This is a genomic window from Micromonospora sp. DT62, assembly GCF_049847285.1.
Classification (GTDB): domain Bacteria; phylum Actinomycetota; class Actinomycetes; order Mycobacteriales; family Micromonosporaceae; genus Micromonospora; species Micromonospora reichwaldensis.
Genome location: NZ_JBNCOB010000036.1, coordinates 24,060 through 50,846, shown reverse-complemented (window position 1 = coordinate 50,846; position 26,787 = coordinate 24,060). Strand labels below are relative to the sequence as shown.

Genomic DNA, 26,787 nt, shown 5'->3' with positions numbered 1-26,787 from the left:
AGATGAGGACATGCCCACCCTGCGTCTCGCCCTGTGCCAGGTCAACCCGACCGTCGGCGACCTCGCCGGCAACTCCGGCCTGGTCCGCGACTGGACCCGCCGGGCCGCCGACGCCGGCGCCCAGGTCGTCGCGTTCCCGGAGATGATGCTGACCGGCTATCCGGTCGAGGACCTGGTCTTCCGCCGGTCCTTCGTCGCCGCGTCGAAGGCTGCGCTGGAACGCCTCGCCGCCGACCTCGACGCCGACGGGTCGGGCGCCCTGCCGGTGCTGGTCGGCTACCTGGACGCCGACGGCCCGCCGCAGGTCAGCGGCGACGCCGAGCCCGGTCGCGGCGCCCGCAACGCGGCAGCCCTGCTGCACCACGGTCGGATCGTCGCCACCTACTTCAAGCACCACCTGCCCAACTACGGTGTCTTCGACGAGGACCGCTACTTCGTCTCCGGCGACGCGCTGAGCGTCGTCCGCGTCGGCGGGGTGGACGTGGCGCTGACCATCTGCGAGGACCTGTGGCAGGCCGGCGGTCCGTTCGCCGCCGCCCGCCAGGCCGGGGTAGGCCTGGTCCTCTGCGTCAACGGCTCGCCGTACGAGCTGAACAAGGACGACGTCCGGCTGCCGCTGGTCCGCCGCCGGGCCGCCGAGGCCGGGGCGACGATCGCGTACGTCAACATGGTCGGCGGGCAGGACGAGCTGGTCTTCGAGGGCGACTCGATGGTCGTGGCCGCCGACGGCACGCTGCTCGCCCGGGCCCCGCAGTTCGTCGAGCACCTGCTGGTGCACGACGTGGAGCTGCCCGCCGCCGGCGAGCCGGCCGCCCCGGAGCAGGAGCTGGCGGACGGGATGCGCGTGGTGCGGACGGCGGCCGGGGACATCCCGCCGACGCCCGCCGGGCCGGCCGCCACCGGCGGGACGATCGCCCCGGTCGCCGACGAGGCCGAGGTGTGGCAGGCGCTCGTGCTGGGCCTGCGCGACTACGTCAACAAGAACCGGTTCCCCTCGGTGGTGCTGGGCCTCTCCGGCGGCATCGACTCGGCGGTGGTGGCCGCGCTGGCCGTCGACGCGCTCGGGCCCGACCGGGTGGTCGGCGTGTCGCTGCCCAGCCAGCACTCCTCCGAGCACAGCCGGGAGGACGCGGCCGACCTGGCGAAGCGGACCGGGCTGGACTACCGGGTCGAGCCGATCCAGCCGATGGTGGACACCTTCCTGGCGAACATGTCGCTCTCCGGGGTCTCCGTGGAGAACCTCCAGGCGCGGGTACGCGGGGTGATCCTGATGGCGCTGTCGAACCAGGAGGGGCACCTGGTGCTGACCACCGGCAACAAGAGCGAGCTGGCGGTCGGCTACTCCACCCTCTACGGCGACTCGGTCGGCGGCTTCAACCCGGTCAAGGACGTCTGGAAGACGCTGGTCTGGCGGCTGGCGAAGTGGCGCAACGCCGACGCCGCCCGCCGGGGCGAGACCCCGCCCATCCCGGAGAACTCCATCGGCAAGCCGCCGAGCGCCGAGCTGAGCCCCGGCCAGTTGGACAGCGACACGCTGCCCGACTACGACGTGCTGGACCCGATCCTGATCGGCTACGTCGACGGTGACCTGGGCCGCGACGGGCTGGTCGCGTCCGGCCACGACCCGGCCGTCGTCGACCGGGTGCTGCGGATGGTGGATACCGCCGAGTACAAGCGCCGCCAGTCCGCGCCGGGCGCGAAGATCTCGATGAAGGCCTTCGGGCGGGACCGGCGGCTGCCGATCACGAACCGGTGGCGCGAGGACGGCTGAGCCGGGTCGCTCCCGGGCCGGCGGCGGCCCGGGAGTGACATCCTCCACTGCGCTCTGCCGCCGGCCGGTCGTCGGGTGCGACGATCGCGGCGGAACCCGGGGACCGCGCACGCGGCCTCGAGGAAGGAGACAGTCATGGTGGAGTCCACCCCGTCCGAGGTGACCGCCCTCTACGGCGGCCCGGCCACCCGGCGGGTACGCACCCGCGACCTGATCGCCGCCAAGGAGCGCGGCGAGCGGTGGCCGATGCTCACCTCGTACGACCAGTACACCGCCTCGATCTTCGACCAGGCCGGCATCCCGGTGCTGCTGGTCGGCGACTCGGCGGCCAACAACGTCTTCGGCTACGAGACGACGGTCCCGGTGACCGCCGAGGAACTGCTCCCGCTGGTCCGCGCGGTGGTCCGGGCGACCCGGCACGCGCTGGTCGTCGGCGACCTGCCGTTCGGCTCCTACGAGGAGGGCCCCACGCAGGCGCTGCGCACCGCTGTGCGGTTCATGAAGGAGGGCGGCTGCCACGCGGTGAAGCTGGAGGGCGGCCGGCGCTGCGCGGCGCAGATCGCCGCCATCACCGGCGCCGGCATCCCCGTGATGGCGCACATCGGCTTCACCCCGCAGAGCGAGCACGCCATCGGCGGCTACCGGGTGCAGGGGCGCGGCGACACGGCAGACGACGTGATCGCCGACGCCCGGGCGGTGGCCGAGGCGGGCGCGTTCGCCGTGGTGCTGGAGATGGTGCCGGGGCAGGTGGCCAAGCGGATCACGGCGGAGCTGCCGATCCCGACCGTGGGCATCGGCGCCGGCGCGGACACCGACGCCCAGGTGCTCGTCTGGCAGGACATGGCCGGCCTGCGTACCGGCAGGGCGCCGCGCTTCGTGAAGCGCTACGCCGACCTGGCGGGCGCCCTGACCGACGCGACCCGGCGCTTCGCCGACGAGGTACGCGGCGGCGACTTCCCCGCCGAGGAACACACCTTCTGATCCGTTAGACGGGCGGTGCGACCTTGCGGGCCGCACCGCCCGTCGGGGCTCACACCACGCAGAACTCGTTGCCCTCCGGGTCGGCGAGCTGCACCGCGTAGGTGCCGTCCTCCGGAACGTCCGTCGAGCCCAGCACCCGCGCTCCCAGCCCCGTCAGGCGGGCGACCTCCGCGTCCACCCGAGGGCGGCGCTCCGCCAGTGGCACCGACCGGCCCCCGCCCACCATCAGGTCGATGTGCAACCGGTTCTTGATCGATTTCGGCTCGGGCACCGGCTGGAACCAGATCCGCGGCCCGGCCCCGCTCGGGTCCTCCAGCCGGTCGACGACGTCGCCCTCGCCGAGCTCCTCCGGGGGCACGCCGGCCGCCAGGTACCAGTCGCGCCAGGTCGTGTGCCCGTCCGGTGGAGGCTGGGGGCGGTAGCGCAGCGCCTCCGCCCAGAACGCCACCAGCCGGGCCGGTTCCGCACAGTCGATCGTCAGGTGCCAGGTCATGCCCCGATACTGCCCTAAGGGTACGACCGGACGCGGGCGCCACTCCACCTGCCGGCCATCGCGCCCAGCTCGGCCCGGCGGTCTCCCCCGGCGGCCCCGCTCACCGGCCCGGGGCGGGCCGGCGAAGGCGGGCACTCAGAGGTCGGTGACGCGGATGCCGGCGTGTGCCTTGTAGCGCTTGTTGATGGCGATCAGGTTGGCGGTGAACGCCTCGATCTGGTGGGCGTTGCGCAGCCGGCCGGCGTAGATGCCGCGCATGCCGGGGATCCGGGCGGCCAGCGCGGCGACCACGCCGACCAGCTCGCGGTCCTCGGTGCAGATCAGCACGTCGAGGTCGATCCGCTCGATCTCCGGGTCGGCCAGTAGCGGGGCGCTGACGTGGTTGAACGCGGCGCAGACCCGGGAGTCGGGCAGCAGCGCAGCGGCCTGCTGCACGGCGCTGCCCTCGGCGACCGTGAGCGCGTACGGGCCCTGCTTGTCGAAGCCCAGCGGGTTCACGCAGTCGACGACGATCTTGCCGGCGAGCGGCTCGGCGAGCGCGGCGACGGTAGCGGCGTGCCCGTCCCACGGCACGGCGATGATGACCACGTCGCTGCGCCGGGCCATCTCCTCGTTGCTGCCGCCGGCCACCGGTGCCCCGGCGGGCACGCCTGGCAGGGCCGCGATCTCCTCGGCGGACTGGACGGCCCGCTCGGCGGTACGGGAGCCGATCAGCACGGGCTGGCCGGCCCGGGCGAACCGGTAGGCGAGACCCCTCCCCTGGTCGCCGGTGCCGCCGATGATGCCGACGGTCAGCCCGGACACGTCGGGCAGCGTGCTCGCGTCGTAAGCCATGCCGCCATCCTCGCAAACCCGCAGGCCGGCGGCACCGGCGGGCGCTGTGACAATCCCCGCTGCCACCGACGGTGCCGGGGCGTCCGCCGGCGGGACCGGACCGGCTCGGCGGTCACCGCGCAAGGCGACCGAGCCAGCGGATCGAGACGGCCCGGCGGCCACCACGCGGGCCGACCGGGCCGCGACCACCGCGCGGGCAGAGCGAGCCGGCGGAATCGGGTCCGCCCGGCAGCCATCACGCAGAGGCGGGCGAGCCGGCGGATCAGGCCAGTTCGAAGGCCACCACGCGGGTGGCGGGGTCGGCGGTGACCAGGCGGACCCGCACCCGCTCGCCGAGCGGCAGCTCGCCGAGGCAGCGGGCGCGCACCGGCGGTTCGTCCAGCGCCACGGTGCCGCCGGGCCGACGGCCCGGGCGGGCCTTGCCGTCCGGGGCCGCGTCGACGTCCAGCACCGCCGCGTCGAAGGTCTCCCCCACCCGGTGCTCCAGCAGCACCGCCTCGGCCAGCTCGATCGCGCCCCGGGTGGCCGCCGAGGCGGCCCGGTCGGTCGTGGCCATCACCTCGGGCAGCCGGGGCAGCGCCGCGCGGGCCCAGTCGGGCACCGCCCGGCCCTCGTGCAGGGCCAGGCAGACCTCCGTGGCGTACCGGTCGGCCAGTCGCCGCAGCGGCGCCGTGACATGGGCGTACGCGGCCGCGACCCCGCCGTGCTCCCGCTGCTCGGGCGACGCGCCGTCGAAGGCCGTGTACGCGGCGCCCCGCATCAGCTCGGCGGCCTGGTCCACGAAGGCGGCGGCCCGGGGCTGCGACGGGTCCAGCCCGGCGATCACCTCGCCGGGGCCGGCGCCGTCCGGCCAGTGCACGCCCAGCGGGGCGGCGGCGGCCCGCAGCCGCGCCACCGCCTCGGGCTTCGGCGCCGGCATCGTACGCAGCAGGCCGATGCCCCCGGCGAGCATGATGTCGGCGGCGGCCATCCCGGTCAGCAGCGAGATCTGGGCGTTGTGCTCCTCCATCGGCACCGGCCCGCGCAGCACCAGCCGCCAGCCGTCGCCGTCGGCCTCCACGTCCTGTTCGGGCAGCGGCAGGTTGATCGCTCCCCGGCGCAGCCCGCGCGCGGTGAGCAGGGCCCCGATCTCGGGCAGCAGGGCGATGGAATCGGGTAGCCGGCCGGCGTCGGCAGCCGCTTGGACGCCGACGTAGTCCAGCTTGGCCCGGCTGCGCACCAGCGCGCGTTCGAGCGTGACCCCTACGGTGCCGCCGTCGGCGTCCAGGTCGATCGTCCACAGCACGGCGGCCCGGTCGACGTCCGGCAGGAGGCTGGCCGCGCCCTCGCTGAGGGTCTCGGGGTGCAACGGCACGGTGCCGTCGGGCAGGTAGACGGTCTGCCCGCGCCGCCAGGTCTCCTCCTCCAGCGCGCCGCCGGGGCGGACGTGCGCGGCGACGTCGGCGATCGCGTACGACACCCGGTAGCCGCCACCGGGGCGGCGGGCGAGGTGCATCGCCTGGTCCAGGTCGCGCGAACCGGCGGGGTCCACGGTGACGAACGGGACGTCGGTGCGGTCGGCGGCGGGCCGGGGCGGCGCGGCCGCCGCAGCGTCGGCCTCGCGCTGCGCCTCGGCCGGGAACCCTTCGGGCAGCCCCAGTTCGCGGCGCAGCGCGCCGAAGTCGATGCGGGGTGCGAGTACGCGTCGGATCACCACGGGGTCAATCCTGACAGTGTGGCGGATGATCCGCTTCCCGGCGAGGGCCGGACATCCACGTCGCGGTCAGCCGGTCGCCCTGCGCGCGCTCGCCCGTACGCCCCGGGGGGTGGTGGCCCGGGCCACGGTCGTCGGGGCGGGTTCCTTGCGGGCGGTGACCTTCTTGGCCGGCGCCTCGGCGACGGTCGTCTTCTTCGCCGGCGCCCGGGCGACGGTCGTCTTCTTCGCCGGGGCCTTCTTCGCCGCCGCCTTGCGGGTGATGGCCGAGGAGGTCGCGGTGGCCTTGCTGGCGGGGGCCTTCGTCGCGGCGGCCTTGCGGGCGCCGCCGGTGGGCCGGGTCGCGGCCGTCTTCCTGGCCGCCGTCGTCTTCTTCGCCGCCGGCGTCGTCTTCTTGGCCGGCGTCGTCTTCTTGGCGGTGGCCGTCTTCGCCGGGGCCTTCGCCGCCGTGGTGGTGGTCTTCCTCGCCGCCGTGGTGGTCTTCTTCGCCGCCGAGGTGACCTTGCGGGCGGGGGCGGTGCCGCTGGCGGGGGCCTTCTTCGCCGGCGCGGTGGCCTTCCTCGCCGTGGTGGCGGCCTTCGTCGCCGCCTGCCGGGCTGGCGTCTTCGCCGAGGTCGTCTTCTTCGCCGCCGTGCTCTTGGCCGCCGCCGTCGTCCGCTTCGCCGCGGCGGGCGCCTTCTTCGCGGCGGTGGCGGTCGTCTTCTTCGCCGCGGCCGTCGTCCTCTTCGCCGCGGTGGCGACCCTGGACGCCGCCTTCTTCGCGGGAGCCTTCGCAGCGGAGGCCTTCGCGGCGGGGGTCTTCACGGCGGTGGCCTTCTTCGCCGGGGCCCGTCCCGCGCCGCCGGTCGCCTTGCTGGCCGGTGCCTTCTTCGCCGCCGTGGACGTGGCGGACGGGCGCGCGGTCCGCGCCGTGCCCGCGGTCCGCTCCGCCGCGGCGGTCTTCCTGGCGGTCGTACGTCTGGCGGCCGGGCGGGTGGTGGCCTGCTGTGCTTCGGCCATCTCGGTTCCCTTCCTGGGGACGTGCTCTCGCCCTCGCGGAGCACCACGTGCCTCGGCGCGGGCCGTCCCGCGCCGCCTATCTGTCCTCCCCGGCCCAGCGGGCGTCCTCGGCCTCCCACGCGTCGTTGCGCTCCCGCACCGTCTGCAGGGCGTTCTCCGCGTCGGCGGCCGAGGCGTACGGCCCCAGAACGTGCCTGGCGGGGCACACGTCGGCGTCGGTCTCGACCCGGTGGTGCCGGGTGCACCAGTAGAAGTGCCCACCGCTTCCGCTGTCGCTCATGGGATCACTGTGCACCGCGAACCACCCGGCCGCCACCGGAACACCACAAGTCGCCGATGTTCTCCACAGTAGACGTGCCCCCGCCGTCAAGGGCTGGAACTGCGGAAACAGGGCCACTCGGGGGTACGGCGCCCACCCCGTCGGCCCGCCACGGGGCAGCCGCGGGGCGGGCCCGTGGCGCACAATCGCCCCGTGCGACACGGGGGTGGGAGATCGGTGTGGCCGCGGCGCGTACTGACGGTGGCGGCGCCGGCGATCGTGCTGGCGGTGGCCGGGGCGGCCGCCGGGCTGCCGCTGCTACGGGACCGGTCACAGCAGCGGCTGGAGCGACGGGCCGAGCGGGAGGTGACCGCCACCGCGCAACTCGCCCGCGCACGGTTGCTCGCCGAACCGGCGGCCGGGGAGTCGACGCTGCGGCGGGCCGCCGACGCGGTGGACGGGGTCGAGGTGCTGACCGTACGCAGCGACGGGCGCCGCGTGGGGGCGACCGTACGGCTGGTCTTCCGCGTCCGGGTCGCCAAGACGGCGGCCTCCGTCTTCGGCTGGCAGCGGGCCGACTCGGCGGCGTGCTTCGCGCTGGCCGTCCCGTCCGACGCCGGTCCCGCCGCCCTCGAACGGCTGCCGTGCCCCCACTGACGGACGGGGGGCGGTTAGGGTCGCCGGATGGGCGTTCCGGACCACATCCTGCGGCTGCGCGAGCGCGTCGGCCACGACCTGCTCCTGCTGCCGAGCGTGAGCGCGGTGGTACGCAACGACGCCGGCGAGCTCCTGCTCGGCAGGCGCGCCGACGACGGGCGCTGGTCGGTGGTCAGCGGCATCGTCGAGCCGGGCGAGCAGCCGGCCACGGCGGTGGTCCGCGAGGTGCGGGAGGAGACGGGCCTGGAGGTCGAGCCGGTCCGCCTGAGCAGCGTCGTGTCGCGCCCGCGGACCTACCCCAACGGCGATCGGTGCGAGTTCCTCAACCTCGGCTTCCACTGCCGGCTGGTCGCCGGCACCGCCCGGGTCAACGACGACGAGTCGGTGGCCGTGGAGTGGTTCCCGCCGGACCGGCTGCCCGCGCTGGACCGGCACGCGCGGCTGACCATCGCGCACGCCCTCGGCCCGGAGACGACCGCGTGGTTCCTGCCCGCGGGGACGGCCTGGGCCGAGTCCGATGACTGACCTCGACCCGCCCCTGCGCCGCTACCTCGCCGACCTGGTCGCCGCCGCCCGCGACGTCCTCGGCGACGACCTCATCGGGGCGTACGCGGCCGGCTCGGTCGGGCTGGGCGCGTACCAGCCGGGGCGCAGCGACGTCGACGTCGCGCTGGTCTGCGCCGACGCCCTCGACCTCGGGCGCCGGCAGGAGCTGGTGGCGCGGCTGCGGCACGAGGCGCTGCCGTGCCCCGCGCGCGGGCTGGAGCTGGTCGTGTACCGCCGGGCGGTCGCCCGCTCCGGCACGCCGGAACCCGGGTTCGAGGTGGAGCTGAACACCGGGGCGCGGATGCCGTTCCGGGCGACGTGGGCCGCCGCCGACCGCCCCGCCGAGGACGGCCTGTTCTGGTACGGCCTGGACCGCAGCATCCTGCACCAGTGCGGGTACGCGCTGCTCGGACCGCCGGCCGCCGAGGCCTTCGCCGACCTCTCCCCCACCGACCTGCGCCGCCTGCTGACCGACGCGCTGCGCTGGTGGCTGGCCCTGCCGACCCCGCCCGGCGACGGTCCCGCCCCGGGGGCCGAGGACGCGGTGCTCGGCGCCTGCCGCTCCCTGGTCAAGGTCCGGCACGGCGTCTGGCTGTCGAAGGTCGACGCCGGCCGCCGGCTGGTCGACGCCAGCCGGTCGGCCGACCCGACCGGCGGCGCGGCTGCCGGCCCGACCGGCGGCGCGGCTGCCGGCCCGACCGGCGGCGCGGCTGCCGGCCCGACCGGCGGCGCGGCTGCGGACCTGATCGAACGGTCGATAGCGGCGCGGGTTGGCGGGCCGCCGCCGAGCGGGCCCGAGGCCCGCGCCTTCCAACGCGGTGTGCTGGACGAGATCAGCCGGTGACGGGCTCCACCGGGATCCGGAGTTCGGCGGATCGAGGTGCCGCTCGACGTGCTCCACGGCCCGGTTGGGCCGCTCCAGCACCCGGCTCTCCTTCCCTTTCCGGACAGCAACGACGGCCGGGCCGCCCGTGCAGCGGTGGCTGGGCGCGCGGGAGGTCGGCGCACCCGACATGCTGTGCCGGATCGGTCGGCCCCGGCGGCGGCACGGGCCGTTCCGGCTCAGGGAAGGCCCGGATCGGATCCGCCGCCGTTGGCTCGTGGCCGGTCGAAGCGGTGCCGGGCGAGCGCGTAGTAACCCCGGTCGTCGAGCCAGAAGTCGCGGTTGAAGCGCTCGTACAGCGCCGCCGCCTCGCTTTCCAGCCGGTCCGCGTAGGCCGGGTCGTCCCAGAACGTACGGGCCAGCCGCGCCGCCCGGATCTTGGCGTCGTAGGCGTAGCCCTGGGCCTCACAGGTGGCCCTGGGGAAGCCCGGCAGCCTGCCGTCGGCGTAGGAGATGCTGTCCCACGAGTCCTTCCAGCACTGGTTCTCCAGCCCGGTGACCCGGTTGCGTCGCTCGTACCAGAGGTAGCCGGTGGACGTCAGGACGGTGCGCCTGAGGGGCGACGTCAGGGGCAGCAGGAGAATGCCGGCGAAGGTGCGTGCCGCGCCATCCTCGCCGACCGCGCCGTACTCCACCCGCCGGCACGGACGCCCCGCCGGGCAAGGTGAGGAGTCAGCGGCGGCCGCACCAGGCCCGGGCCGGCGTGCCACGGACCAGGAGCCCGCTGACCAACAGCGCCAGCACCGCCAGCAGCCCGCCCGCCGTCGCCGCGGCGAAGGCCGGGTCGACCGGGGGCGTGATCAGGGACTCCAGGCGCGGCCCGAAGAGCAGCATGATGCCGGCCCCGACCAGGAACGCGACGGCGACCGGCGCGGCGAACCCGTGCACCACCCGCCACGCCGTCGGGCCGCCGTGCCAGAGCCCCCGGAGCACAGCTGCGGCCGCCGCCGTGCAACAGGCCAGGGCGAGCCAGTTTCCCGCACCGCCGACCTCGCCGAGCAACGCGACGGCCACGGCGATGGTGTACGCCCACCAGAGCGCGAGCAGCACGATGCTGATGACGATGCTGGGCGGCCGCCGCATCGGCTCCTGACCGGCGGGCAGCGAACCGGCCTCAAACGGCTCATCGGTCATCGCCGGATCCTATGCGCCCGGACGGGCAGCGCCTCTCGTCTCCCGGCCCCACCGGCGACCGGTGATGAGGGCGGCAGCGGCGTCGAGCCGCTCCCGCTCGCCGCTGGTGAGCGCCGGATCGTTGCGCCGTCTCGCCACGGCCTGGTCCAGCGTGGTCAGCACACGGCCGCCGACGCGGTCGACGAAGGCGGCCAGCAGCGTTGCGGCCGACGACGCCAGAGGATGCGCCTCCTCGACGGCCACCTGGGCGAGAATGACCGCGCAGAGCGCGGCATCGAGGTCCGCCGGTCCCTCGGTGGCGTTGCGCCAGCCCGGAAGCCGAGCCCTGACCGCCGTCGAGGTCGAGGCTTCCGACTGCCGCACCGGCCAACACCCGCACCAACCAGCCCCGGGCTAACGTTCCCGGTGCAGCCAGGCCAACAGATCCGGTGGGGCCATCTCGGCCGCGCGCCGGTGGTAACGGCTGAGTTCCTCGGTGCTCAACAGCGCTCGTCCAGCACCCGACCGGCCCCTTCGGAAGAAGGCCTGATGGTCTTTCAGCACCCCCATGGCATCGGGCACCAGGGCCTGGGACCGCTCGCGCATCGCGGCGAACGTGGCGGCCTCCACCAGGGTCGCCCACCGCTCGGCTGGCACCTCGACCCTCAGCCAGGCGGCGATCCGCCGCATCTGTCCAACCAGGTCGGCCAGGAGATCGTCGTAGTGCACCAGCAGCACGTTCGGCTCCCCCCGGCGCCGCCAGGCATCGGTCAGATGCCAGAACACACCGGGCAACGAGTCCAACGCCTCCTGCGGATCGGTGTCGCGCTCGGTCCACCGCACCAACCAGGAACGCAGAGGAAGCCGTGCCGGCGGTGCGTCACCGGACCGCGGTTGGCCGGTGATCTGACGCAATCGTTCCCGGTCGAGGTTCTCGCTCTGGTGGTACAGGGACACCGCCATGTCCAGCGGATGCCGCGCCACCACGATGTACGACACGTGCGGCTCGATCGGCACCCCGTCCAGTGGCGTGTGCGTCTTGATGAAGCGCCGGTGCTCCTGGGCGGCGAGATGGTCGTACACCTGCCGCTGCGGAGCGGGCAGCCAGTCGAGCCAGGGGGACAACTGCGCCAACGGCGCCGGCAGGTCGGCTGTCTGGAAGACCAGCAGCGCGCAGATCATCTGCATCCAGGTGGTGCCGCTCTTCGAGCGGGTGCTGATGACGATGTCGCCGCGGCGGAACGGGAAGGCCAGCCACCTGCCGCTGTCCTCCTCCGGGGATCGGTAACGCACCGGGGTCGCCATCCGAGCGAGCCTAGAGGCCGGACATGCCTGTCCGCTTCCTCATTTCCGGATCTGTCGTGCTGCTTGCCTCGGTCTCGAACCCGGAGGCCTCCGCGGCTCTCCTTCAAGATCATGTCGGGGCATCAGGTGGGACACGAGCGTCAGGTGAGCCTGCCCCGTTGTCGCACGCAGTCTCCACCAGATGAGCGACCGTCAACAGGTCTGAGGCCCGGAAGTAGGCAACTTGGTCGCGGGACCAAAGATCAGACCGCATGCGTCGCTGAAGCTCCGCAACAATGACATCGAGAAGCCGGCGCTGTTGTGTGGCCAGGTCACCATTCGAGGACAGTGCGGCGACAACGATGGCGCCGGTGGCGCTGGCAATCTCGTCCGATGTCGCTGTCAGGGCTGGAAGCCGGCTGCGGCTCCAGAACCTCAAGGCGTACAGGGCCGCCGGCCTGGCCGCGCCGTACCAGATCCGGGGACAGCCGTTCGGGTTGAGCTCGTAAGTGGGAGGGGTCCGATGGCCGCGGTGCTTTGCCTGCCGGCGCCTGCAGGCGTACTCGCGCATGTCGGCATGCCACCGCGCACGGCTTGCCTCTACGGCGTCGAGTGCCCTTAGGAGAGCAGCCTCATCCCGTTGGTACGACCCCGCGACTTCCTCAAGGAAGCCCAACGTGGCGTGGAATCCGATCGGCTTGTACAGCTGAACGCAGGACCGCAGCGCCGACACCCGCAGACCGTAGGGCAGTGACCTGTCGCGGACCCTCCGCGCGTACGTGCCGAAACTCACCGAGCGAGAGTAGCCGCAGGCGTAAAGCCTGCGATGGACGTGAGTGTCAACCCTGTCCCGCGAAGGGACAAATGAGCCACTGACAGCCACCGGGACATCCCGGAGTCGATCCGGGTCCGCGTCGCACGAGCCCGCCGCATCACCGACCGGTGGATCCACGCCCTCACCGACGCCGCCCAGGAACTTGCCGACCTCGGACTGGTCAAGACCGCCACCACCGAGGTACGCGTCCACAGGGTCGCCCCGCTGTTCAAGCTCATCATCATCAACAAGCAGGAAGCGTTCTTCGGCTTCTACCGATCGAGTTCAACCGCCGATAACGCTGCACGGCCACGGGACACGGCGACGCGTCACATGTCGAGTCCCACCTGATGCTTGACGTTTCCGTCCCAGGACGTGCTTCACGGGTGGCCTTGATCATCGGAAGCGATCGGAAGCAGCCTCGCCGCTACGTCCTCGTAGTCGCCGGACCCACTGGTGGTCCGCAACACGCCGCGCGTCCGGTAGTAACCGCACAGCGGCTCGACCTGATCCTGGTAGTCCTCTTGATAGAACAAGTACATCCGCTGCAACTCTTGGCGTCGCTCGGCTTGCTGAGGGTCCAGCTCTATCTGGCGTTCTACCCGGCGACGGACCGCGAGGCCGATCTCGTCCTCAGTCAAGACGAGCCCGATCACCGTGTCAGGTCCATGGCCGCTCTGCGCTAACAACTCCGCCTGGCCGATCCTGCGCGGGTAGTTGCACAGGAGCCAGCCGCCATCCACGTCGGCTAGGGCGTCAGCGATGGCCTTCGTGGTCAGCTCATCCGGGACAAGGTGGCCGGTCTGCATATAGCGGCTCATCTGTTCGCCTAGCGGCCTCCTCAGTTGCACGTGCTCACGGCAGACGTTGCCCGGGCTGACGACCTGTAGGCCGGTCGCTTCTGCCAGAACCGACGCAGCGGAGGACAGGTCGACTAGCGGCCCGGCGATGAGGGCAACGTTCGGCATGCGTGCTCCCATATGCGAGTGGCCAGCGAAGGGCAAAGCTAGCAGCACACGTAAAGCATCAGGTGGGACGCAGGTGTAAAGCATCAGCCGGGACATGACAAATGAGCGATAGAGGGCGCTGCCGAATTGCTCTGTTTGGGATCAAGGCACCGCGCTCCGCGCGGTGCGGGGCGGCAAGCCCGGCCGGCGGGAAGCCACCGACAGCCGCCGGGACACCGCCCCCACCACGCCCAGGAACCAGCCCCCAGCAAGGCCGTGACGGAAGCCGGCGGGTCGGCTTGGTCGAGTGGTCGGGGCTTCCGGCTGCCGCGCCAGTCCAACCCCGGGACTGGCTTGCCACCGGGTCACCGGGGCGCGGCACCAGCTCCACCGCCAGGACGTGCCCGCCCCTCCCCCGCAACCGCCGACCCCACGCAGGAATGGTTAAGTCCGACCCCGCAAAGGCCCCCCACGACGGCGCAGCCCGCCCCGCCCGAGGCAAGGTCGATTGAGCCCGCACTCAGGGCGCCTTCAGGGCGTCAGGGCGTCCTTAGGGCGTCAAACGCCGGCCAAAGTTGACCAAGGACGACCATCGGCGTCCGGAAATAGAACCAGCTCAGAGCCTCGATCAGGCCTCTGAGCTGGTGGGCGACGGACGAGTCGACCTGTACGCCGGATTCTGTGACCGGCGCGCGCCCCGAGGGGCTCGCGTCGGCGGCGGCCATCCATCTAGGCCTACCGTCGCCGGCAGGCTCGAGCGGCCTACCCGCAGACATCGGGCGGGCAGCCCTCAAGCGTCTGCGCCGGGTCGTCATCATCTCTGGTGACGGCCCTTGCTTGGCCTTGCTCCGGGTGGGGTTTACCGAGCCACCCCGGTCACCCGGGGTGCTGGTGGGCTCTTACCCCACCGTTTCACCCTTACCGTCCCCGGTGGGGTCGGCGGTCTGTTTTCTGTGGCACTGTCCCGCGGGTCGCCCCGGGTTGCCGTTAGCAACCACCCTGCCCTGTGGAGTCCGGACGTTCCTCGGCGGCGGGCCGGAGCCCGCCGACGCGACCGCCCGGTCGACTCGTCCGTCGCGCATCCATCCTAACGACGCCACGGCCGCGCCCATTGCCACCCCGGGGCCGACCGGCACCCGTCCTGCCGGAGGCGGGTACTAGCCTCTGGTGACCATGGATGTCTCCGACGCCGCGCTGCTGCTCGCCGCCGGTCTCGCCGCGGGCACGGTCAACGCGGTGGCCGGCGGGGGCTCGCTCATCACCTTCCCGGCGATGATCGCGGTGGGCCTGCCGCCGGTGCCGGCCAACGTGAGCAATTCGGTCGCGGTCTTTCCGGGGTACGTGGCGAGCGTGGCGGGCAGCCGGCAGGACCTGCCGCCCCGGCGGATGCTGGCCACGCTGGTGCCCACCACGATCGTCGGCACGATCGTCGGCGCCCTGCTGCTGCTGGCCACGCCGGCCCGGGCGTTCGAGCTGGTGGTGCCCTTCCTGGTGCTCGGGGCGACGGCGGTGCTGGCGTTCCAGGATCCGCTGCGCCGGCTCGTCGGGCATCCGCGCGACCTGGCGCCGCGCCGCCGTACGGTCACCGTGCAGGCCATGGTCGCCGTCGGCGCGGTGTACGGCGGCTACTTCGGCGCGGCGCTCGGGGTGATGCTGGTGGCGGGCCTGGCCCTGGTGCTGGACGCGACGCTGGCGCGGGTGAGCGCGCTGAAGAACCTGCTCTCCGCCCTGGTCGGGTTGACCACGCTCGTGGTGTTCTCACTGTTCGGGCCGGTGAACTGGGCGGCCGTGGCGGTGGTCGCGCCGGCGACGCTGGTCGGCGGGTACGCCGGCGCGCGGCTGGTGCGCCGGCTGCCGCCGGTGGTGCTCAAGGTGCTGATCGTGGTCTTCGGCACGTCGATCGGGCTCTACCTGCTCTGGCGCGCGCTGGGCTGAGCCTCGGCGACAGGTGCCCGGCCGGGAGGCTGGACAGGTGACCGGGCGGGCGAAGGACGCACGCCCGGGCGGCTAGTGGTCCTGGAGCGTGAAGAAGAGCGTCCGGTGCTCGACGTCCAGGAAGGCGGTCCGCCACCGAGTGGCCGGGTTCACCTCGTCGTACGCCCGGCTGTGCAGCCACCGGGGCGCGGCCGGCAGGAACGGCGCGAGAGCGGGCCACGCGTCCGCCGGGCTGGTGAGGGGCGCCGGGACAGCGGACGCGTACGGCACGAAGCCGTACCGCTGCGCCAGCGTCCGCGCGTCCGCCGGACGCAGCCGGACCACGCCCTGGTACGCCCAGTCCACCGGGCCCGGCGCGCGGCCGCACGGCTCGCCCGAGAGGGAACGCACCTGCCAGTGGATCTCCGGGTAGTCGCCGAGGCCCGGCAGTTCCTCGGGCGGATCCCACCGCTTCGTGCGCACCTTCGCCTCCTCGGCGCGCACCGTCTCCCGGCACTCGGGCGTGTCGCCCGGGTCGTTGCCGACGGCCCGGATCGCGGCCCCCACGCACCCGACGACCGCCAGCAGCAGCAGCGCGGCGGAGCCGCCGAGGACGGCCATCAGCGCGCGTCTCGTCATGGGCGTCAGCGTACGAAGGGCGTCCACCTCCGCCGCGTCGCCCCCGACCGCAGGGGGCCGGGGGCGACGCGGTCCCGGGAGAGGTTCAGGCGACCGGTTCCGGGGCGGCGTCGGCGTCGCGGTGCGGGCCGGGCACGACGCGCGGGTCGCCCTCGTCGGCGAAGTAGTCGTCCGACGTGGTGCCGTCGCCGCCGTCGCGCACCTTCGCCGCCCGCAGCACCACCGTGAGCAGCGCCGCGACCCCGAGGTTGACCAGCACCGCCACGATCCCGACGTAGATCGTCTTCGGGGTGTCGAAGCCGAAGTCGGCCAGCGGGAACGCCGAGCCGCCGAAGTGCTTGCGGCCGGTCGCGGCGTTCGGGATCTGGTAGAGCATCCACATGCCGAGCCCCATGCCCGCGATCCAGCCGCCGATCAGCGCCCCCCGGTGGAACCAGCGGGTGTAGAGGCCGAGGGCCACCGCTGGCAGCGTCTGGAGGATGATCACGCCGCCGATGAGCTGGAGGTCGATGGAGAACTGCGGGTCGAGGAAGACGATGCACGCCACCGCGCCGACCTTCACCACGAGCGAGGTGATCTTGGAGACGTTCGCCTCCTGCGCGGGGCTGGCGTCCCGCTTCAGGTACTCCTTGTAGATGTTGCGGGTGAACAGGTTCGCCGCCGCGATCGACATGATCGCCGCCGGCACCAGCGCGCCGATGCCGATGGCCGCGTACGCGACACCGGCGAACCAGTCGGGGAACTGCTGGTCGAACAGGACCGGCACCACCGTGTTGCTGTCCACGGTGCCCTCCTTCGACCCGGGCAGCGGCTTCACCCCGGCCGCGATGGCCATGAAGCCGAGCAGCGCGATCAGGCCGAGCAGCAGGCTGTACGCGGGCAGCGCCGACATGTTCCGCTTGATCACGTCGCGGTTCCGGCTGGCCAGCACGCCGGTGATGCTGTGCGGGTAGAGGAACAGCGCCAGCGCCGAGCCGAACGCCAGCGTGACGTACTGGAGCTGGTTGTTGGCGTTGAGCAGCACCCCGTCGTTGGGGTTCGGCGACGCGTCGAACTTGGCCTCCGCGGCGTCGAAGATCTCGCCCCAGCCGCCGAGCTTGTACGGCAGGTAGAGCACCGCCACCAGGATCACGATGTAGATCAGCGTGTCCTTGACGAACGCGATCAGCGCCGGCGCGCGTAGCCCCGACTGGTAGGTGTAGGCGGCCAGGATCGCGAAGGCGATGATGATCGGCAGGTGCCGGGCCAGCGTGCTCTCGCCGGTCACCCCCATGGTCTTGAGCACCGCCTCGATGCCGACCAGTTGCAGCGCGATGTACGGCATCGTCGCCACGATGCCGGTGATCGCGATCAGCAGCGCCAGCACCGGCGAGTCGAACCGCTTGCGGACGAAGTCCGCGGGGGTGACGAAGCCGTGCCGGTGCGAGACCGACCAGAGCCGGCACAGCACCAGGAACACCAGCGGGTAGATGACGATGGTGTAGGGGACGGCGAAGAAGCCGGCCGCGCCGGCACCGAACATCAGCGCCGGCACCGCCACGAAGGTGTACGCGGTGTACAGGTCACCGCCGACCAGGAACCAGGTGATCCAGCCGCCGAAGTTGCGCCCGCCCAGCCCCCACTCGTCGAGGTGGGCCATGTCCTTCGGGGCCCGCCACCGGGCCGCCACGAATCCCATCCCGCTGACCAGCAGGAAGAGCACCGAGAAGACGATGATCTCGGTGAGGTGGTCGCGCCACATCAGCGATCACCCGCCGCCGTGTCGCCCGGCCCGTCCGACGGCGCGCCGGCCCGCTTCTTCGTCATCTGGTACACCAGCGTGGTGGTGGCCACGCCGAGCAGGATGTAGACGAGCTGGAGCCAGTAGAAGCGCGGGAAGCCGAGGAACCGGGGCGAGTCGGCGTTGAAGAAGACCGGGATCAGGGGCACCACGATGGGGATGAAGAGCAACCAGTTCCAGGGGCTGTGGTCCTTCGCCCTGGAGCGCGACGCTGTCGGCGCCTCCGGTTCGGGTGCGGCCATTGCGACAAACCTCCGCGAGTCGTAGATCGACACTGATGACGGCCGGAGGCTACGACCCTGTGACCCGGGTCACGTTCTACGGGAGGAAGTTGCTGCGCCGAACGGCGGACGGCGTGCGCCGAACGGCGACCCCGGGCGGCCGGACGGCGGCCCGCCCGGCTCAGATCCCGGCGAGGTGCGCGGTGTCGTTGACCGTACGGACGGCCACGCCGCCGTCGGGCCACGTGTCGAGCACCGAGATGCCGGCCGCGTCCAGGAACAGCCGGTGCAGGAAGCCGTCGCCGGCCGCGAGGGCGTCGCGCAGCACCAGCTTGATCGGCGAGACGTGCGAGACCACCACCACGGTCTCCCCCGGGTACGCCCGGCACAGCCCGTCGACCACGCGACGGCAGCGCTCGGCGACGTCGACGAACGACTCGCCGCCCGGCGGGGCCACCCGGGTCGAGGCCAGCCAGGCGTCCATCTCGCCCGGCCACTCCTGGCGGACCTCGGCGAAGGTGCGCCCCTCCCAGGCCCCGAAGTCGCACTCGATCAGGTCGTCCTCGCGGCGCACCGGCACGCCGCCGAGCGCCCCGGCGATCGCCTCGGCGGTCGCCGTACACCGGGACAGGGGCGAGCTGACCACGGCCGCGACGGTCGGGGCCAGCGCGGCCACCCGGGCGGCCGTGGCCCGGACCTGGGCCCGGCCGCGCTCGGAGAGCGGCACGTCGCCGCGGCCGGAGTAGCGGCGCTGTTCGGTGAAGGCCGTCTCGCCGTGCCGGACGAGGACGAGCCGGGTGGCGGTGAAGCTCGGCCGCGGCTCCCAGGAGGCGGGCGCGGTCGCCGGGTCGGTGCCGGTGGTCGTCGCCGACGCGGCGCGGGCAGCCACCTCCCGGGCCCTCGCGCGGGCCGGCGAGTCGGGACCGGCGACCTCGCGCGGCGGCTCCACGACGCGCGGCGGCGCGACGGCGGCCCGGGCCGGCGCCTTGCCGGCGGCGGCGTCCATGGCGGCGTTGGCGAGGGCGTCGGCGTGCCGGTTGCGTTCCCGGGGAATCCAGTGGAACCGTACGGCGGCGAAGCGGTTGACCAGTCCGGCGGCCTGCGCGGCGAGCGGACGCAGCCCGGGGTGCTTGATCTGCCAGCGGCCGCACATCTGCTCGACCACCAGCTTCGAGTCCATCCTGGCCTCGACCTCGGCGGCACCCAGCTCGGCGGCGGCCTCCAGCCCGGCGATCAGCCCCCGGTACTCGGCGACGTTGTTGGTGGCGACGCCGATCGACTCGCCCCGCTCGGCCAGCACCTCACCGGTGTCCGCGTCGCGGACCACCGCGCCGTAGCCGGCCGGGCCGGGGTTGCCCCGGGATCCGCCGTCGGCCTCGACGACGACCACGCGCGGCGCCACGGGCTACAGGCCGGACTCGTTGGTACGGACCATGATCCGTCGGCAGTCCTCGCAGCGGACGACCTCGTCCGGGTCGGCCTTGCGGATCCGGGCCACGTCGGCGCCGGAGAGCGTCAGGCGGCAGCCGCCGCACCGGCCGGCGGTCAGCAGCGCCGCGCCGAGCCCGGTGTCCTCGCGGATCTTGTCGTAGAGCTGCACCAGGTCGGTCGGGAGGTCGCCCGCCAGCGGCTGGCGGGCGCCGCGCTTGAACTCCTCCTCCTTGGCGATCTCGGCCAGGCTCTCGTCGCGGCGCCGCTCGGCGGCGTCGCGCTTCTCCCGCACCTCGGCGAGCCGCTGCTCGACGCCGTCCAGCACGCCCTGGGCCGTCTCCCGCTGCTCCATCAGCTCCAGCTCGGCGTCCTCCAGGTCGCCCTGGCGGCGGTTGAGCGAGACCAGCTCGTGCTGGAGTGCCTCCAGCTCCCGGGCCGGGCCGGTGCCGGCGGCGAGCCGGGCCTCGTTCTTGGACTTGCGGGCCCGCACCTGGTCGACGTCCTTCTCCATGCGGGCGATGTCCCGGTCCAGGTCGTCGACCGCCACCTGGGCGCGGACCCGCTCGTCCTCCAGCGCGGACAGCTCCCGGGCCAGCGCGTCCAGCTCGGCCCGCTCGGGCAGCGAACGGCGCCGGTGGGCGAGCTGGACGAGGGAGGTGTCGATCGCCTGGAGGTCGAGCAGGCGGCGCTGGACCTGGGGGTCAGCCTTCACGGTCGGGGCTCCTTGTCGTCCACCGCGGGTGGGGCGGCGTGTACGGTCCACGGGTCGGTGGCCAGGTCGGACACCAGCGTCTCGACACCCGTCGCCTCCCGCAGGAGGACGGCCAGGTCGTCCAGCCACGGTCGTTCCGTCGCCCAGTGGGCGGCGTCGAGCAGGGCCGGGCCGTCGGCGGCCAGGTGCTCGCCGGCCGGGTGGTGGCGCAGGTCGGCGGTGAGGAACGCGTCCACCCCGGCCGCGGTCGCGTCGGCGAGGAAGCCGTCCCCCGCGCCGCCGCTGACCGCGAGGGTACGAACCATACGCCCGGGGTCCCCGGCGGCGCGAACTCCCCAGGCGGTGGCGGGCAGTACGGCGGCGGCGTGCCGGGTCAGCTCCGCCAGCGTCATCGGCTCCGGCAGCTCGCCGATCCGGCCGATCCCCCGGCCGTCGCCGTGCGCGGGCGTTCCGGGTGCGGGCCGGTGCAGCGGGCGCAGCCCGGTCAGCCCGAACCGGGCCGCGAGGGCGTCGGAGACCCCCGGGGCGGCCACGTCGGCGTTGGTGTGCGCGACGTACAACGCCACGTCGGACTTGATCAGCCGGTGGACGATCCGGCCCTTGAAGGTCGTGGGGGCCACCGAGGAGACGCCGCGCAGCAGCAGCGGATGGTGGGCGACGATCATGTCGACGCCGGCGTCGAGCGCCTCGGCGACCGTCTCCGGCACCACGTCGACGACGCAGAGGACCCGGCGCACCGGGGCGCACGGCTCGCCGAGCACCAGCCCGACCCGGTCCCAGTCCTCGGCCCAGGCCGGCGGATAGCGTCGCTCCAGCTCGGCGACCACGTCGGCGACGGTCGGCGGGACTGCGTTGGTGCTCACGGCGGGCCAGCTTACCGGCGCAGGCTGTGGCCGGGGGCCGCGCCCACCGACGCGGCGGCGTGTCCCGGGTGTGAGGAGGGGCCTCTCGCATTGCAAGAGACCCTTCCTCACACGTCAGGCGACGGGGCAGAGGCGGTCCCGTACGGCGGCCAGACCCAGGGCCCACGGGAAGGCGTGCACGTGCCGCTCGCCGGTGCCCGGCGGGTGCAACGGGAAGACGTCGTCGCCGAAGAGCACCGTGACCCCCCACTCCGCGAGCCGGGCGATGCCCGCCCGGAAGGCCGGGTGGGCCGCCATCGCCGCGTTCGTGTACGGCACCGCCACCACCGGCACGCCCAGGCCCTGCGCCTCCACCAGCAGCCCGAGGGCCAGTGTGTCGGTGATCCCGGCCGCCCACTTGTTGACGGTGTTGACCGTCGCCGGGCAGACGATCATCGCGTCGGCCTGCGGCAGCACGTCGATATCGCCCGGATTCTTGTAGTGGGTGCGGACCGGATGGCCGGTCTGCCGGGCCAGCGCGGCCCGGTCGACGAACTTGGCGCCGTCCGGCGTGGTGACCACGCAGACGTCCCAACCGTCCTGGTGGGCCAGCTCGACGAGCCGGCCGACGTGGCGGGCCAGCGGCGAACCGCAGGCGACGACGTAGAGCACCTCACGGCGCTCGCTGCTCGGGCGCGGGCCGGACATCAGGCCGGCTCCGCGCTCATACCCCAACTCCCATGTGCTCAGCCAACTCCGCAATCGGAGAAGGCGGCGCACCACGTGTGCGACGCAGGATGTCCGACATCACCTCGTGGGCGATCGGCCGGCAGCGGATCTCCGACGGGGCGAGGCGGTCGCCGCGCAGCAGCATCTCGCCGGCGTTGGCCACGTCGCCGATCTGCGCGAAGCCCCGGGCGATGTCGAGCAGGTGGTGGGCCCGGCGTTCCGGCAGCAGGGCGCCGAAGGCCGGCTCCTGGATGCGCTGCTGGTGCACCTCGACCGCCCGGCCCCCATCGCCGAGCTCGACCGCCGCCGCCGCCCGGTGCAGCTCCACGTTGGTCGGCCCGAACGAGGTCCAGTAGTGGTTGTGGTCGCCGCCCAGCAGGACGGCGGCCTCCTGGGCCCCGTTGATCAGGTCGCCGACCGTGGCGGAGTCGCCGATCCGGGCGGCGGCCATCGCCCCCTGGAGCAGCAGCATCCCGTAGACCGAGAGCAGGGCCGGGTCGGCGGCGTTGCCGCAGCCGGGGGCGAGCCGGTTGGCGATGGTGACGTTGAGTTCGAGGGCGGGCCGGGGCCGGCCCATCGCCACCAGCGCGTTGCAGACCCGGGTGGTGGCGATGCCGGCCAGCAGCGGGTCGTTGGCGCGCTGGGCCACCGCCATCGAGCGGTCGGCGGCCAGCCAGGCCAGGTCGCACTCGCCCAGCTTGCGCAGCACCGACGAGGCGATCTGGTAGACCTGCCCGAGCAGGTGGGCCGCCTCGACCGCCTGGTCGCCGCCGTGGCCGGCGTCGGCGGCCTGGGCGTCGCGCAGCAGCTTCGGCAGCGCCCGGGTGAGCATCCCGTAGCGGCCGTACTGGTAGGTGAGCCAGGCGTGGCTGACGGCCTTGCGCATGTCGGCCAGGGGCGGCGGGCACGGCGCGGCGTCGAAGTAGGCGCTCATCGAGTCGTACCGCTCCAGGGCCGCCCGGATCTCCTGCACCTCCACCTGGTCGATGCAGTTCAGCGCGTCCGTACGCCGCTCCGGGTCCTTGCCGAGCAGCAACTGCACGTCGACCTGGAGGATGTCGGCGATCTCGTAGAGGACGGAGAACTTGTCGAGCCGGCGCACCCCACGCTCGACCTTGTCCACCCAGCTCTTCGACTTGCCCAGCCGGTCGGCGAAGACCTGCTGCGACATCTTGCGCCGCCCCCGCCAGTAGGCCACCCGCCGCCCGATGGGTAACTCGTCCATCCACCCGTTCCTTCCCCTGTGCCTGCTCGAGCGGGCGTGCCGGCCGGTCCTGCCGGGTGCGGCGATCGATCCGTACGTCTCAGGTTTTCGCTGGTCGCACAGCGTGTGCGTCAGCCGTACAGCCAGTTCTCGTAGTTTTCGTGCAAGTTGCACGAGCCGTTCGTCAGCTCAACGATCGCGGGTTACGGCAGTGACGGTGCTCGACATGCGACCTGGGCACCGGCCGGGTCCGGCGAGGGGAGATGGCACATGTGGGGGAATGTCGCGCCGCGCGTCGTTCAACTGTCCCCGTTGGAACGGGTGCGGCTGCGCCGGGTGGCCGTGCGGTACGCCCTGCACGGCTGGGACGTCACCCCCGGCGCCTGCCTCGCCCGCAGCCGCTTCGTCTGCGGGCGGGCCGGCTGCCCGACGGTCGGCTGCCACCCGGCCCTGGAGAACTGGGAGCACGCGGCGAGCGCCGACCCGGCCCGGGTCGCGACGTGGTGGCGCACCCGGCCGCACGGGGTGCTGCTGCCCACCGGGCGGGCGTTCGACGTGCTGGAGGTCCCCACGCACCTCGGCCGGCACGTGCTGGACGCGGTCCGGACGCACCCGGCCGGCGTCGGCGTACGCGGGCCGGTGCTGGTGACCCCGACCGGCCGGTGGATGTTCCTGGTCCGCCCCGGCGACCCGCTCCGCCCCGAGCTGGACCACTGCTTCCACGTGGTCCGGCACGGCCCCGGCTCCTGGATCCCGGCCCCACCGACCCGGCTGCCGGAGGGCACCGTCCGGTGGGCGGTCGCGCCCGAACAGGCCCGCTGGCAACTGCCCGACTCCTACCTGGTGCAGAACGCCCTGATCGAGGCACTGCGGGCCACCGGGGTCAGGGTCACCTCCGACCTGCTCCCCGGGCACCTGCCACTGCCGCGCCGGGGCATGTGACGGCGGCGCGGCAGCGACGCCGGAGGGCCGGCGCTCGTTGAGCACGGCGACGGCGCACCCGCGCCGGGAGCGGGGGGTTACATGTCCACCGATGACACCGCGCGCCAGCCGGACGGCGCGGAGCCGCCGCCCCGGCACCGGCCGCGCCGCCGCTGGCCGGTCACCCGTCCCGTCGGCTCCCGCCCGGGCCGCCCCCGCCCCCTCGGCTCCCGCCCCGCCACCACCCGCCCCTTCCGCTGACCGTCAGCCGGCCAGGGGCAGGGCGGTGGAGTGCAGGAGGCGGGCGTCGTCGGTGACGACCGCGTGCTGGTGCCCGGGCAGGCCGTCCAGCCAGCCGATGCCGGCCAGGCCCATCGCGACGGCCGCGGTGGCGTACGCGTCGGCCAGCCCCAGGTCCGGCCCGACCACGGTGACCGAGCGCAGCCCCCGGGCCGGCACGCCCCGGCGCGGGTCGAGCACGTGGTGGCCGCGCTCGTAGACGCCGGACGTGGCCACGGCCAGGTCGGTGCCGGTGAGCACGAGGCAGGTGGACATCGCGTCCCACGGGTGGCGGACGCCGATCCGCCACGGCTGCCCGGTCGACGAGTGGCCGCGTACCCGCACGTCGCCGCCGGCGTTCAGGCAGTGGTTCGCCGCCCCTGCGGCGAGCAGCCGGTCCGAGGCGACCTGCACCGACCAGCCCTTGACGTAACCGGACGGGTCGAGCCGCCCGGTGGCGTACGCGTCGAAGAAGCCGTCGGTGGCCTTCCACAGGTCGGCGCAGCGCGCCAGCACGTCCCGCAGGTCGGCACCGGCCCCGGAGAGCGGCAGCTCGCCCCGGTCGACGCGGCACACCTCGCTGTCGGCCCGGTACGTGCTGAACCGGGCGTCCACGTCGCGCAGCCAGGCGAACACGTCCCCGGCCAGCTCGGCCAGCTCGGCGGCGGGCAGGTCGTCGGCGAGGTCGAGGCTGATCGCGGTGCCCATGACCTGCTCGATACGGCGCAGCCCCGGCCTGGTCGCCGGCGGACACCCGCCCGGCTCGCGCCGCCCCGCCGCCGGCACCGGCACGTCACCTCGCCCGGTCGATCGCGGCTTGCAACGACTGCTTGTACGAGGTGCTGGTGGCGGTCGCCCCGGAGACGGTGTCCACGTCGGCGCTCTGCCGCTGCACCACCAGCCCCGAGGTGCCGCTGTAGCGGCCGTCGACCTGCTCGCTGCGCTGGTCGGACTGGGCGGTCTCCTCGGGCAGTTCCAGGGCCACCACGTCGACGATCCGCGTCCCGCGCAGGGTGATCTGCACCTGGACGTTGCCGTACTCGTTCTCCACCACCGGCCCCGTGACGGTGCGGGTGGTCGGCGCGGGCGGCGGCTTCGTGGTGGTGCGCGGCGCGGACGGCGCCCGGGTGGTGGCGCTGGGCCGGCTCGCCGGCGCCCGGGTGGCGGTGCGGCCGGGCCGGGGGGACGCGCCGGTGCGGCTGGGCGACGGCGCGGCGGAGACCTCCCCGCCGCCGGTTGGGGTCGGGCCGGCCGGCGCGGGGACCACCGGTGGGGGCGCCGCCGGCAGGTCCTGGGCGACCGGACTGGTGCCCGGCGAGCCCTTCAGCACCACCATGGCGGTGGTGCCGGCCGCCAGGCCGGTGATCGCGAGCAGGGCGCGACGCATGGAAGCCTTCCTACAGCTCGAACGTGGCCAGGTGGATCTGCCGGCGGGGCACGCCGGCCTCGCGGAGCACCCGCAGCGACTGCTCGACCAGGCCGGGCGGCCCGCAGAGGTAGACGTCGCGCCGGACGAGGTCGGGCACCAGCCGGCGCAGCCCGTCCGGGCTCATCACCTGGCGGGGGCCGGGATCGTGGCGGGAGCCGACGACGTACCAGATCGCGGTGTCCCGGGCCTCGGCGAGCCAGTCCAGCTCGCGGTGCAACAGCACGTCGTCCGGGGTACGGGCGCGGTAGATCAGGGCGGCGCCGGGCGGCAACTCCTCCAGCATCGCCCGGATGGGGGTGATCCCGCTGCCGCCGGCGATCAGCAGGGCCCGTTCGCGGGTGCGGTGGGCGGCCGTGAAGGTGCCCGACGGGCCCTCCGCCCAGACCCGGGTGCCCGCCTCGAGGTCGCGCAGGTCGGCGGTGTGCCTGCCGACCACCTTGACGGTGAGCCGCAGCCAGCGACCGTTGGCGGCGGCCGAGACCGAGAACGGGTGCGCCTGCCACCAGCAGCCCCGGGCGAGGAACCGCCAGCGGAAGAACTGCCCGCCCAGCAGCTCCAGCCGCTCCAGCCGGTCACCGGTCAGGTAGATCGAGATCGTGTCCGGGCTCTCCGCGACCACGTCGGCGACCCGCAGCCGGTGCCGCAGGTTGAACGCCAGCGGCGCGACGACCCGGCCCCAGAGCAGGGCGGCGAGCACCAGCACGTACATGCCGATCCAGAAGGTGCGCACCGGGCCGGGCCGGAACAGCTGCGCGCCGTTGCTGAACTGGTGGGCGAAGCCGAGCAGCAGCACCGCGTAGCTCGACAGGTGCAGGGCGTGCCACAGCTCGTAGGGCAACGCGGTCCGGATCGCCCGGACGCTGGTGAGGCCGACCAGCACCAGGATGCCGGCGGCGGCGAACGCGGAGACCATGTCCTCGTAGTCGCGCAGCAGCACGCCGGCCTCGGTGAGCACCGGGTTGTCCTCGAGGTCGGCGTAGCCGACCAGGATCAGCGACGCGTGCGCGAGCACGGCCACCAGCAGGGTGGCCCCGACGTCGCGGTGCCAGCGGGCGATCCGCTCGCCGCCGGCCCACCGCTCCAGGATCGGCAGGCGGCTCATCATCAGCACCTGCACGAGCAGCAGGTAGCCGGCGACCAACCCGGTGATCCGGCCGGCGGCGGTCACGGTGGTGGCCGTCGTCCGCAGCGATCCGGGCGGGGTGTCCAGCCACCAGGGCAGCACGCTGGCGAGCAGGCCGACGACGAGCAGCGCGGCCAGCAGCCGCCGGCCGCCGGGCCCGCGTCGCGGCGGCACCAGGGGGCGTACGTCCGCAGCCGGCCGGGCCCCCCCCCCCGGCGCGGGCGGGCCCCGCCGGGGCGGCGGCGGGCGGGGGGGCGGGGTCGGCACACCCGCCCCCGGAAGCGGCGGG

The 26,787-nt window shown here is 73.8% G+C and carries 29 protein-coding genes, 1 other RNA gene and 1 pseudogene; 8 read left to right on the top strand and 23 right to left on the bottom strand.

Annotated features, from left to right (window positions below; genetic code table 11):
• Positions 1-10: 10 nt before the first annotated feature.
• Both ACPXCB_RS29910 and panB read left to right on the top strand, forming a co-directional pair.
• A complete protein-coding gene (locus ACPXCB_RS29910; protein WP_425879310.1) occupies positions 11-1,771 on the top strand; it encodes an NAD+ synthase in 1,761 nt (586 codons plus the stop codon).
• A gap of 135 nt (positions 1,772-1,906) precedes the next feature.
• A complete protein-coding gene (panB, locus tag ACPXCB_RS29905; protein WP_311414958.1) occupies positions 1,907-2,752 on the top strand; it encodes a 3-methyl-2-oxobutanoate hydroxymethyltransferase in 846 nt (281 codons plus the stop codon).
• A gap of 49 nt (positions 2,753-2,801) precedes the next feature.
• On the opposite strand, the gene ACPXCB_RS29900 is transcribed toward panB, so the two are convergent.
• From ACPXCB_RS29900 to ACPXCB_RS29880, 5 genes are all read right to left on the bottom strand, one after another.
• Positions 2,802-3,245 (bottom strand): VOC family protein, encoded by a 444-nt coding sequence (locus ACPXCB_RS29900; protein WP_425879308.1) that lies wholly within the window; start codon positions 3,243-3,245, stop codon positions 2,802-2,804.
• A 135-nt stretch (positions 3,246-3,380) separates the two neighbouring features.
• On the bottom strand, positions 3,381-4,079 hold the full coding sequence (gene npdG / locus ACPXCB_RS29895; RefSeq protein WP_425879306.1) for an NADPH-dependent F420 reductase: 699 nt from the start codon (positions 4,077-4,079) through the stop codon (positions 3,381-3,383).
• 262 nt (positions 4,080-4,341) lie between these two features.
• Complete coding sequence (locus tag ACPXCB_RS29890; RefSeq protein ID WP_425879305.1) at positions 4,342-5,775, bottom strand: RNB domain-containing ribonuclease; 1,434 nt, start codon at positions 5,773-5,775, stop codon at positions 4,342-4,344.
• A 66-nt stretch (positions 5,776-5,841) separates the two neighbouring features.
• Positions 5,842-6,771 carry a histone gene (locus ACPXCB_RS29885; RefSeq protein WP_425879303.1) on the bottom strand — a complete coding sequence of 310 codons (930 nt, stop codon included), beginning with the start codon at positions 6,769-6,771 and terminating at the stop codon, positions 5,842-5,844.
• Between the two features lie 76 nt (positions 6,772-6,847).
• Positions 6,848-7,051 (bottom strand): hypothetical protein, encoded by a 204-nt coding sequence (locus ACPXCB_RS29880; RefSeq protein ID WP_121400897.1) that lies wholly within the window; start codon positions 7,049-7,051, stop codon positions 6,848-6,850.
• 216 nt (positions 7,052-7,267) lie between these two features.
• Here ACPXCB_RS29880 and ACPXCB_RS29875 point away from each other — a divergent pair, with 216 nt between their 5' ends.
• The 3 genes from ACPXCB_RS29875 to ACPXCB_RS29865 are packed head-to-tail and all read left to right on the top strand — an operon-like array spanning position 7,268 to position 9,077.
• Positions 7,268-7,687, top strand: a complete 420-nt coding sequence (locus ACPXCB_RS29875) for a hypothetical protein (protein WP_425879302.1) — start codon at positions 7,268-7,270, stop codon at positions 7,685-7,687.
• Between the two features lie 27 nt (positions 7,688-7,714).
• On the top strand, positions 7,715-8,212 hold the full coding sequence (locus ACPXCB_RS29870; protein WP_393165003.1) for an NUDIX hydrolase: 498 nt from the start codon (positions 7,715-7,717) through the stop codon (positions 8,210-8,212).
• Complete coding sequence (locus ACPXCB_RS29865) at positions 8,205-9,077, top strand: nucleotidyltransferase domain-containing protein (RefSeq protein WP_425879301.1); 873 nt, start codon at positions 8,205-8,207, stop codon at positions 9,075-9,077. The genes ACPXCB_RS29870 and ACPXCB_RS29865 overlap by 8 nt, the downstream gene beginning before the upstream one ends.
• 278 nt (positions 9,078-9,355) lie before the next feature.
• Here the strand turns inward: ACPXCB_RS29865 and ACPXCB_RS29860 are convergent.
• From ACPXCB_RS29860 to rnpB, 7 genes and pseudogenes are all read right to left on the bottom strand, one after another.
• Positions 9,356-9,658: pseudogene (locus ACPXCB_RS29860) on the bottom strand (glycogen debranching N-terminal domain-containing protein); the annotation flags it as partial.
• A gap of 130 nt (positions 9,659-9,788) precedes the next feature.
• Positions 9,789-10,250 (bottom strand): hypothetical protein, encoded by a 462-nt coding sequence (locus ACPXCB_RS29855; protein ID WP_425879299.1) that lies wholly within the window; start codon positions 10,248-10,250, stop codon positions 9,789-9,791.
• Positions 10,251-10,259: 9 nt separating this feature from the next.
• Entirely contained in the window at positions 10,260-10,613 is a 354-nt protein-coding gene (locus tag ACPXCB_RS29850) for a hypothetical protein (RefSeq protein ID WP_425879297.1), read from the bottom strand.
• Between the two features lie 30 nt (positions 10,614-10,643).
• Complete coding sequence (locus tag ACPXCB_RS29845) at positions 10,644-11,534, bottom strand: sulfotransferase domain-containing protein (RefSeq protein WP_425879295.1); 891 nt, start codon at positions 11,532-11,534, stop codon at positions 10,644-10,646.
• Positions 11,535-11,643: 109 nt separating this feature from the next.
• A complete protein-coding gene (locus tag ACPXCB_RS29840) occupies positions 11,644-12,540 on the bottom strand; it encodes a hypothetical protein (protein ID WP_425879294.1) in 897 nt (298 codons plus the stop codon).
• Positions 12,541-12,707: 167 nt separating this feature from the next.
• A complete protein-coding gene (locus ACPXCB_RS29835) occupies positions 12,708-13,295 on the bottom strand; it encodes a nucleoside monophosphate kinase (RefSeq protein ID WP_425879292.1) in 588 nt (195 codons plus the stop codon).
• 631 nt (positions 13,296-13,926) lie between these two features.
• Positions 13,927-14,344, bottom strand: an RNA gene (rnpB, locus tag ACPXCB_RS29830) — RNase P RNA component class A.
• A gap of 103 nt (positions 14,345-14,447) precedes the next feature.
• Here rnpB and ACPXCB_RS29825 point away from each other — a divergent pair.
• Complete coding sequence (locus tag ACPXCB_RS29825) at positions 14,448-15,209, top strand: sulfite exporter TauE/SafE family protein (protein WP_425879291.1); 762 nt, start codon at positions 14,448-14,450, stop codon at positions 15,207-15,209.
• Positions 15,210-15,281: 72 nt separating this feature from the next.
• Here the strand turns inward: ACPXCB_RS29825 and ACPXCB_RS29820 are convergent, their stop codons facing one another.
• The 8 genes from ACPXCB_RS29820 to ACPXCB_RS29785 all read right to left on the bottom strand — a co-directional run bounded on the left by ACPXCB_RS29820 (position 15,282) and on the right by ACPXCB_RS29785 (position 22,767).
• Complete coding sequence (locus ACPXCB_RS29820) at positions 15,282-15,827, bottom strand: hypothetical protein (protein WP_425879290.1); 546 nt, start codon at positions 15,825-15,827, stop codon at positions 15,282-15,284.
• Between the two features lie 85 nt (positions 15,828-15,912).
• Positions 15,913-17,568, bottom strand: a complete 1,656-nt coding sequence (gene mctP / locus ACPXCB_RS29815) for a monocarboxylate uptake permease MctP (protein ID WP_425879288.1) — start codon at positions 17,566-17,568, stop codon at positions 15,913-15,915.
• On the bottom strand, positions 17,568-17,849 hold the full coding sequence (locus ACPXCB_RS29810; protein ID WP_425879287.1) for a DUF3311 domain-containing protein: 282 nt from the start codon (positions 17,847-17,849) through the stop codon (positions 17,568-17,570). Before ACPXCB_RS29810 ends, mctP begins: the two co-directional genes overlap by 1 nt.
• A 160-nt stretch (positions 17,850-18,009) precedes the next feature.
• Positions 18,010-19,230: a bifunctional RNase H/acid phosphatase gene (locus ACPXCB_RS29805; RefSeq protein ID WP_425879285.1), complete on the bottom strand. Its 1,221-nt coding sequence runs from the start codon at positions 19,228-19,230 to the stop codon at positions 18,010-18,012.
• A gap of 3 nt (positions 19,231-19,233) precedes the next feature.
• Positions 19,234-19,971 carry a zinc ribbon domain-containing protein gene (locus ACPXCB_RS29800; RefSeq protein WP_425879283.1) on the bottom strand — a complete coding sequence of 246 codons (738 nt, stop codon included), beginning with the start codon at positions 19,969-19,971 and terminating at the stop codon, positions 19,234-19,236.
• The gene (locus ACPXCB_RS29795) at positions 19,968-20,798 is read right to left on the bottom strand and encodes a Nif3-like dinuclear metal center hexameric protein (protein WP_421458444.1); all 831 of its coding nucleotides are present in this window, start codon (positions 20,796-20,798) and stop codon (positions 19,968-19,970) included. The genes ACPXCB_RS29800 and ACPXCB_RS29795 overlap by 4 nt, the downstream gene beginning before the upstream one ends.
• Positions 20,799-20,948: 150 nt before the next feature.
• Positions 20,949-21,521 (bottom strand): flavoprotein, encoded by a 573-nt coding sequence (locus tag ACPXCB_RS29790; protein WP_425879281.1) that lies wholly within the window; start codon positions 21,519-21,521, stop codon positions 20,949-20,951.
• A gap of 16 nt (positions 21,522-21,537) precedes the next feature.
• The gene (locus ACPXCB_RS29785) at positions 21,538-22,767 is read right to left on the bottom strand and encodes a helix-turn-helix domain-containing protein (protein ID WP_425879280.1); all 1,230 of its coding nucleotides are present in this window, start codon (positions 22,765-22,767) and stop codon (positions 21,538-21,540) included.
• A 249-nt stretch (positions 22,768-23,016) separates the two neighbouring features.
• Here ACPXCB_RS29785 and ACPXCB_RS29780 point away from each other — a divergent pair, with 249 nt between their 5' ends.
• Positions 23,017-23,688, top strand: a complete 672-nt coding sequence (locus tag ACPXCB_RS29780; RefSeq protein WP_132237270.1) for a bifunctional DNA primase/polymerase — start codon at positions 23,017-23,019, stop codon at positions 23,686-23,688.
• Positions 23,689-23,769: 81 nt separating this feature from the next.
• Positions 23,770-23,928, top strand: coding sequence for a hypothetical protein (locus ACPXCB_RS29775; RefSeq protein ID WP_158619084.1), 159 nt, complete (start codon positions 23,770-23,772; stop codon positions 23,926-23,928).
• A 3-nt stretch (positions 23,929-23,931) separates the two neighbouring features.
• On the opposite strand, the gene ACPXCB_RS29770 is transcribed toward ACPXCB_RS29775, so the two are convergent.
• From ACPXCB_RS29770 to ACPXCB_RS29760, 3 genes are all read right to left on the bottom strand, one after another.
• On the bottom strand, positions 23,932-24,654 hold the full coding sequence (locus ACPXCB_RS29770; RefSeq protein ID WP_425879278.1) for an FAD:protein FMN transferase: 723 nt from the start codon (positions 24,652-24,654) through the stop codon (positions 23,932-23,934).
• Positions 24,655-24,739: 85 nt separating this feature from the next.
• A complete protein-coding gene (locus ACPXCB_RS29765) occupies positions 24,740-25,333 on the bottom strand; it encodes an FMN-binding protein (RefSeq protein WP_425879277.1) in 594 nt (197 codons plus the stop codon).
• 10 nt (positions 25,334-25,343) lie between these two features.
• Positions 25,344-26,672: a ferredoxin reductase family protein gene (locus ACPXCB_RS29760; RefSeq protein WP_425879276.1), complete on the bottom strand. Its 1,329-nt coding sequence runs from the start codon at positions 26,670-26,672 to the stop codon at positions 25,344-25,346.
• Between the last annotated feature and the right edge of the window lie 115 nt (positions 26,673-26,787).

Excerpts from the sequence above, each read along its gene's own strand:
- ACPXCB_RS29910 (WP_425879310.1), top strand. The coding sequence starts at position 11 with ATGCCCACCCTGCGTCTCGCCCTGTGCCAGGTCAACCCGACCGTCGGC.
- ACPXCB_RS29825 (WP_425879291.1), top strand. The coding sequence starts at position 14,448 with ATGGATGTCTCCGACGCCGCGCTGCTGCTCGCCGCCGGTCTCGCCGCG.
- ACPXCB_RS29785 (WP_425879280.1), bottom strand. The coding sequence starts at position 22,767 with ATGGACGAGTTACCCATCGGGCGGCGGGTGGCCTACTGGCGGGGGCGG.
- panB (WP_311414958.1), top strand. The coding sequence starts at position 1,907 with ATGGTGGAGTCCACCCCGTCCGAGGTGACCGCCCTCTACGGCGGCCCG.
- ACPXCB_RS29775 (WP_158619084.1), top strand. The coding sequence starts at position 23,770 with ATGTCCACCGATGACACCGCGCGCCAGCCGGACGGCGCGGAGCCGCCG.
- ACPXCB_RS29810 (WP_425879287.1), bottom strand. The coding sequence starts at position 17,849 with ATGGCCGCACCCGAACCGGAGGCGCCGACAGCGTCGCGCTCCAGGGCG.
- ACPXCB_RS29855 (WP_425879299.1), bottom strand. The coding sequence starts at position 10,250 with ATGACCGATGAGCCGTTTGAGGCCGGTTCGCTGCCCGCCGGTCAGGAG.
- ACPXCB_RS29765 (WP_425879277.1), bottom strand. The coding sequence starts at position 25,333 with ATGCGTCGCGCCCTGCTCGCGATCACCGGCCTGGCGGCCGGCACCACC.
- ACPXCB_RS29900 (WP_425879308.1), bottom strand. The coding sequence starts at position 3,245 with ATGACCTGGCACCTGACGATCGACTGTGCGGAACCGGCCCGGCTGGTG.
- ACPXCB_RS29845 (WP_425879295.1), bottom strand. The coding sequence starts at position 11,534 with ATGGCGACCCCGGTGCGTTACCGATCCCCGGAGGAGGACAGCGGCAGG.
- ACPXCB_RS29885 (WP_425879303.1), bottom strand. The coding sequence starts at position 6,771 with ATGGCCGAAGCACAGCAGGCCACCACCCGCCCGGCCGCCAGACGTACG.
- ACPXCB_RS29780 (WP_132237270.1), top strand. The coding sequence starts at position 23,017 with ATGTGGGGGAATGTCGCGCCGCGCGTCGTTCAACTGTCCCCGTTGGAA.
- ACPXCB_RS29870 (WP_393165003.1), top strand. The coding sequence starts at position 7,715 with ATGGGCGTTCCGGACCACATCCTGCGGCTGCGCGAGCGCGTCGGCCAC.
- ACPXCB_RS29820 (WP_425879290.1), bottom strand. The coding sequence starts at position 15,827 with ATGACGAGACGCGCGCTGATGGCCGTCCTCGGCGGCTCCGCCGCGCTG.
- mctP (WP_425879288.1), bottom strand. The coding sequence starts at position 17,568 with ATGTGGCGCGACCACCTCACCGAGATCATCGTCTTCTCGGTGCTCTTC.
- ACPXCB_RS29880 (WP_121400897.1), bottom strand. The coding sequence starts at position 7,051 with ATGAGCGACAGCGGAAGCGGTGGGCACTTCTACTGGTGCACCCGGCAC.
- ACPXCB_RS29865 (WP_425879301.1), top strand. The coding sequence starts at position 8,205 with ATGACTGACCTCGACCCGCCCCTGCGCCGCTACCTCGCCGACCTGGTC.
- ACPXCB_RS29770 (WP_425879278.1), bottom strand. The coding sequence starts at position 24,654 with ATGGGCACCGCGATCAGCCTCGACCTCGCCGACGACCTGCCCGCCGCC.
- ACPXCB_RS29835 (WP_425879292.1), bottom strand. The coding sequence starts at position 13,295 with ATGCCGAACGTTGCCCTCATCGCCGGGCCGCTAGTCGACCTGTCCTCC.
- npdG (WP_425879306.1), bottom strand. The coding sequence starts at position 4,079 with ATGGCTTACGACGCGAGCACGCTGCCCGACGTGTCCGGGCTGACCGTC.
- ACPXCB_RS29790 (WP_425879281.1), bottom strand. The coding sequence starts at position 21,521 with ATGTCCGGCCCGCGCCCGAGCAGCGAGCGCCGTGAGGTGCTCTACGTC.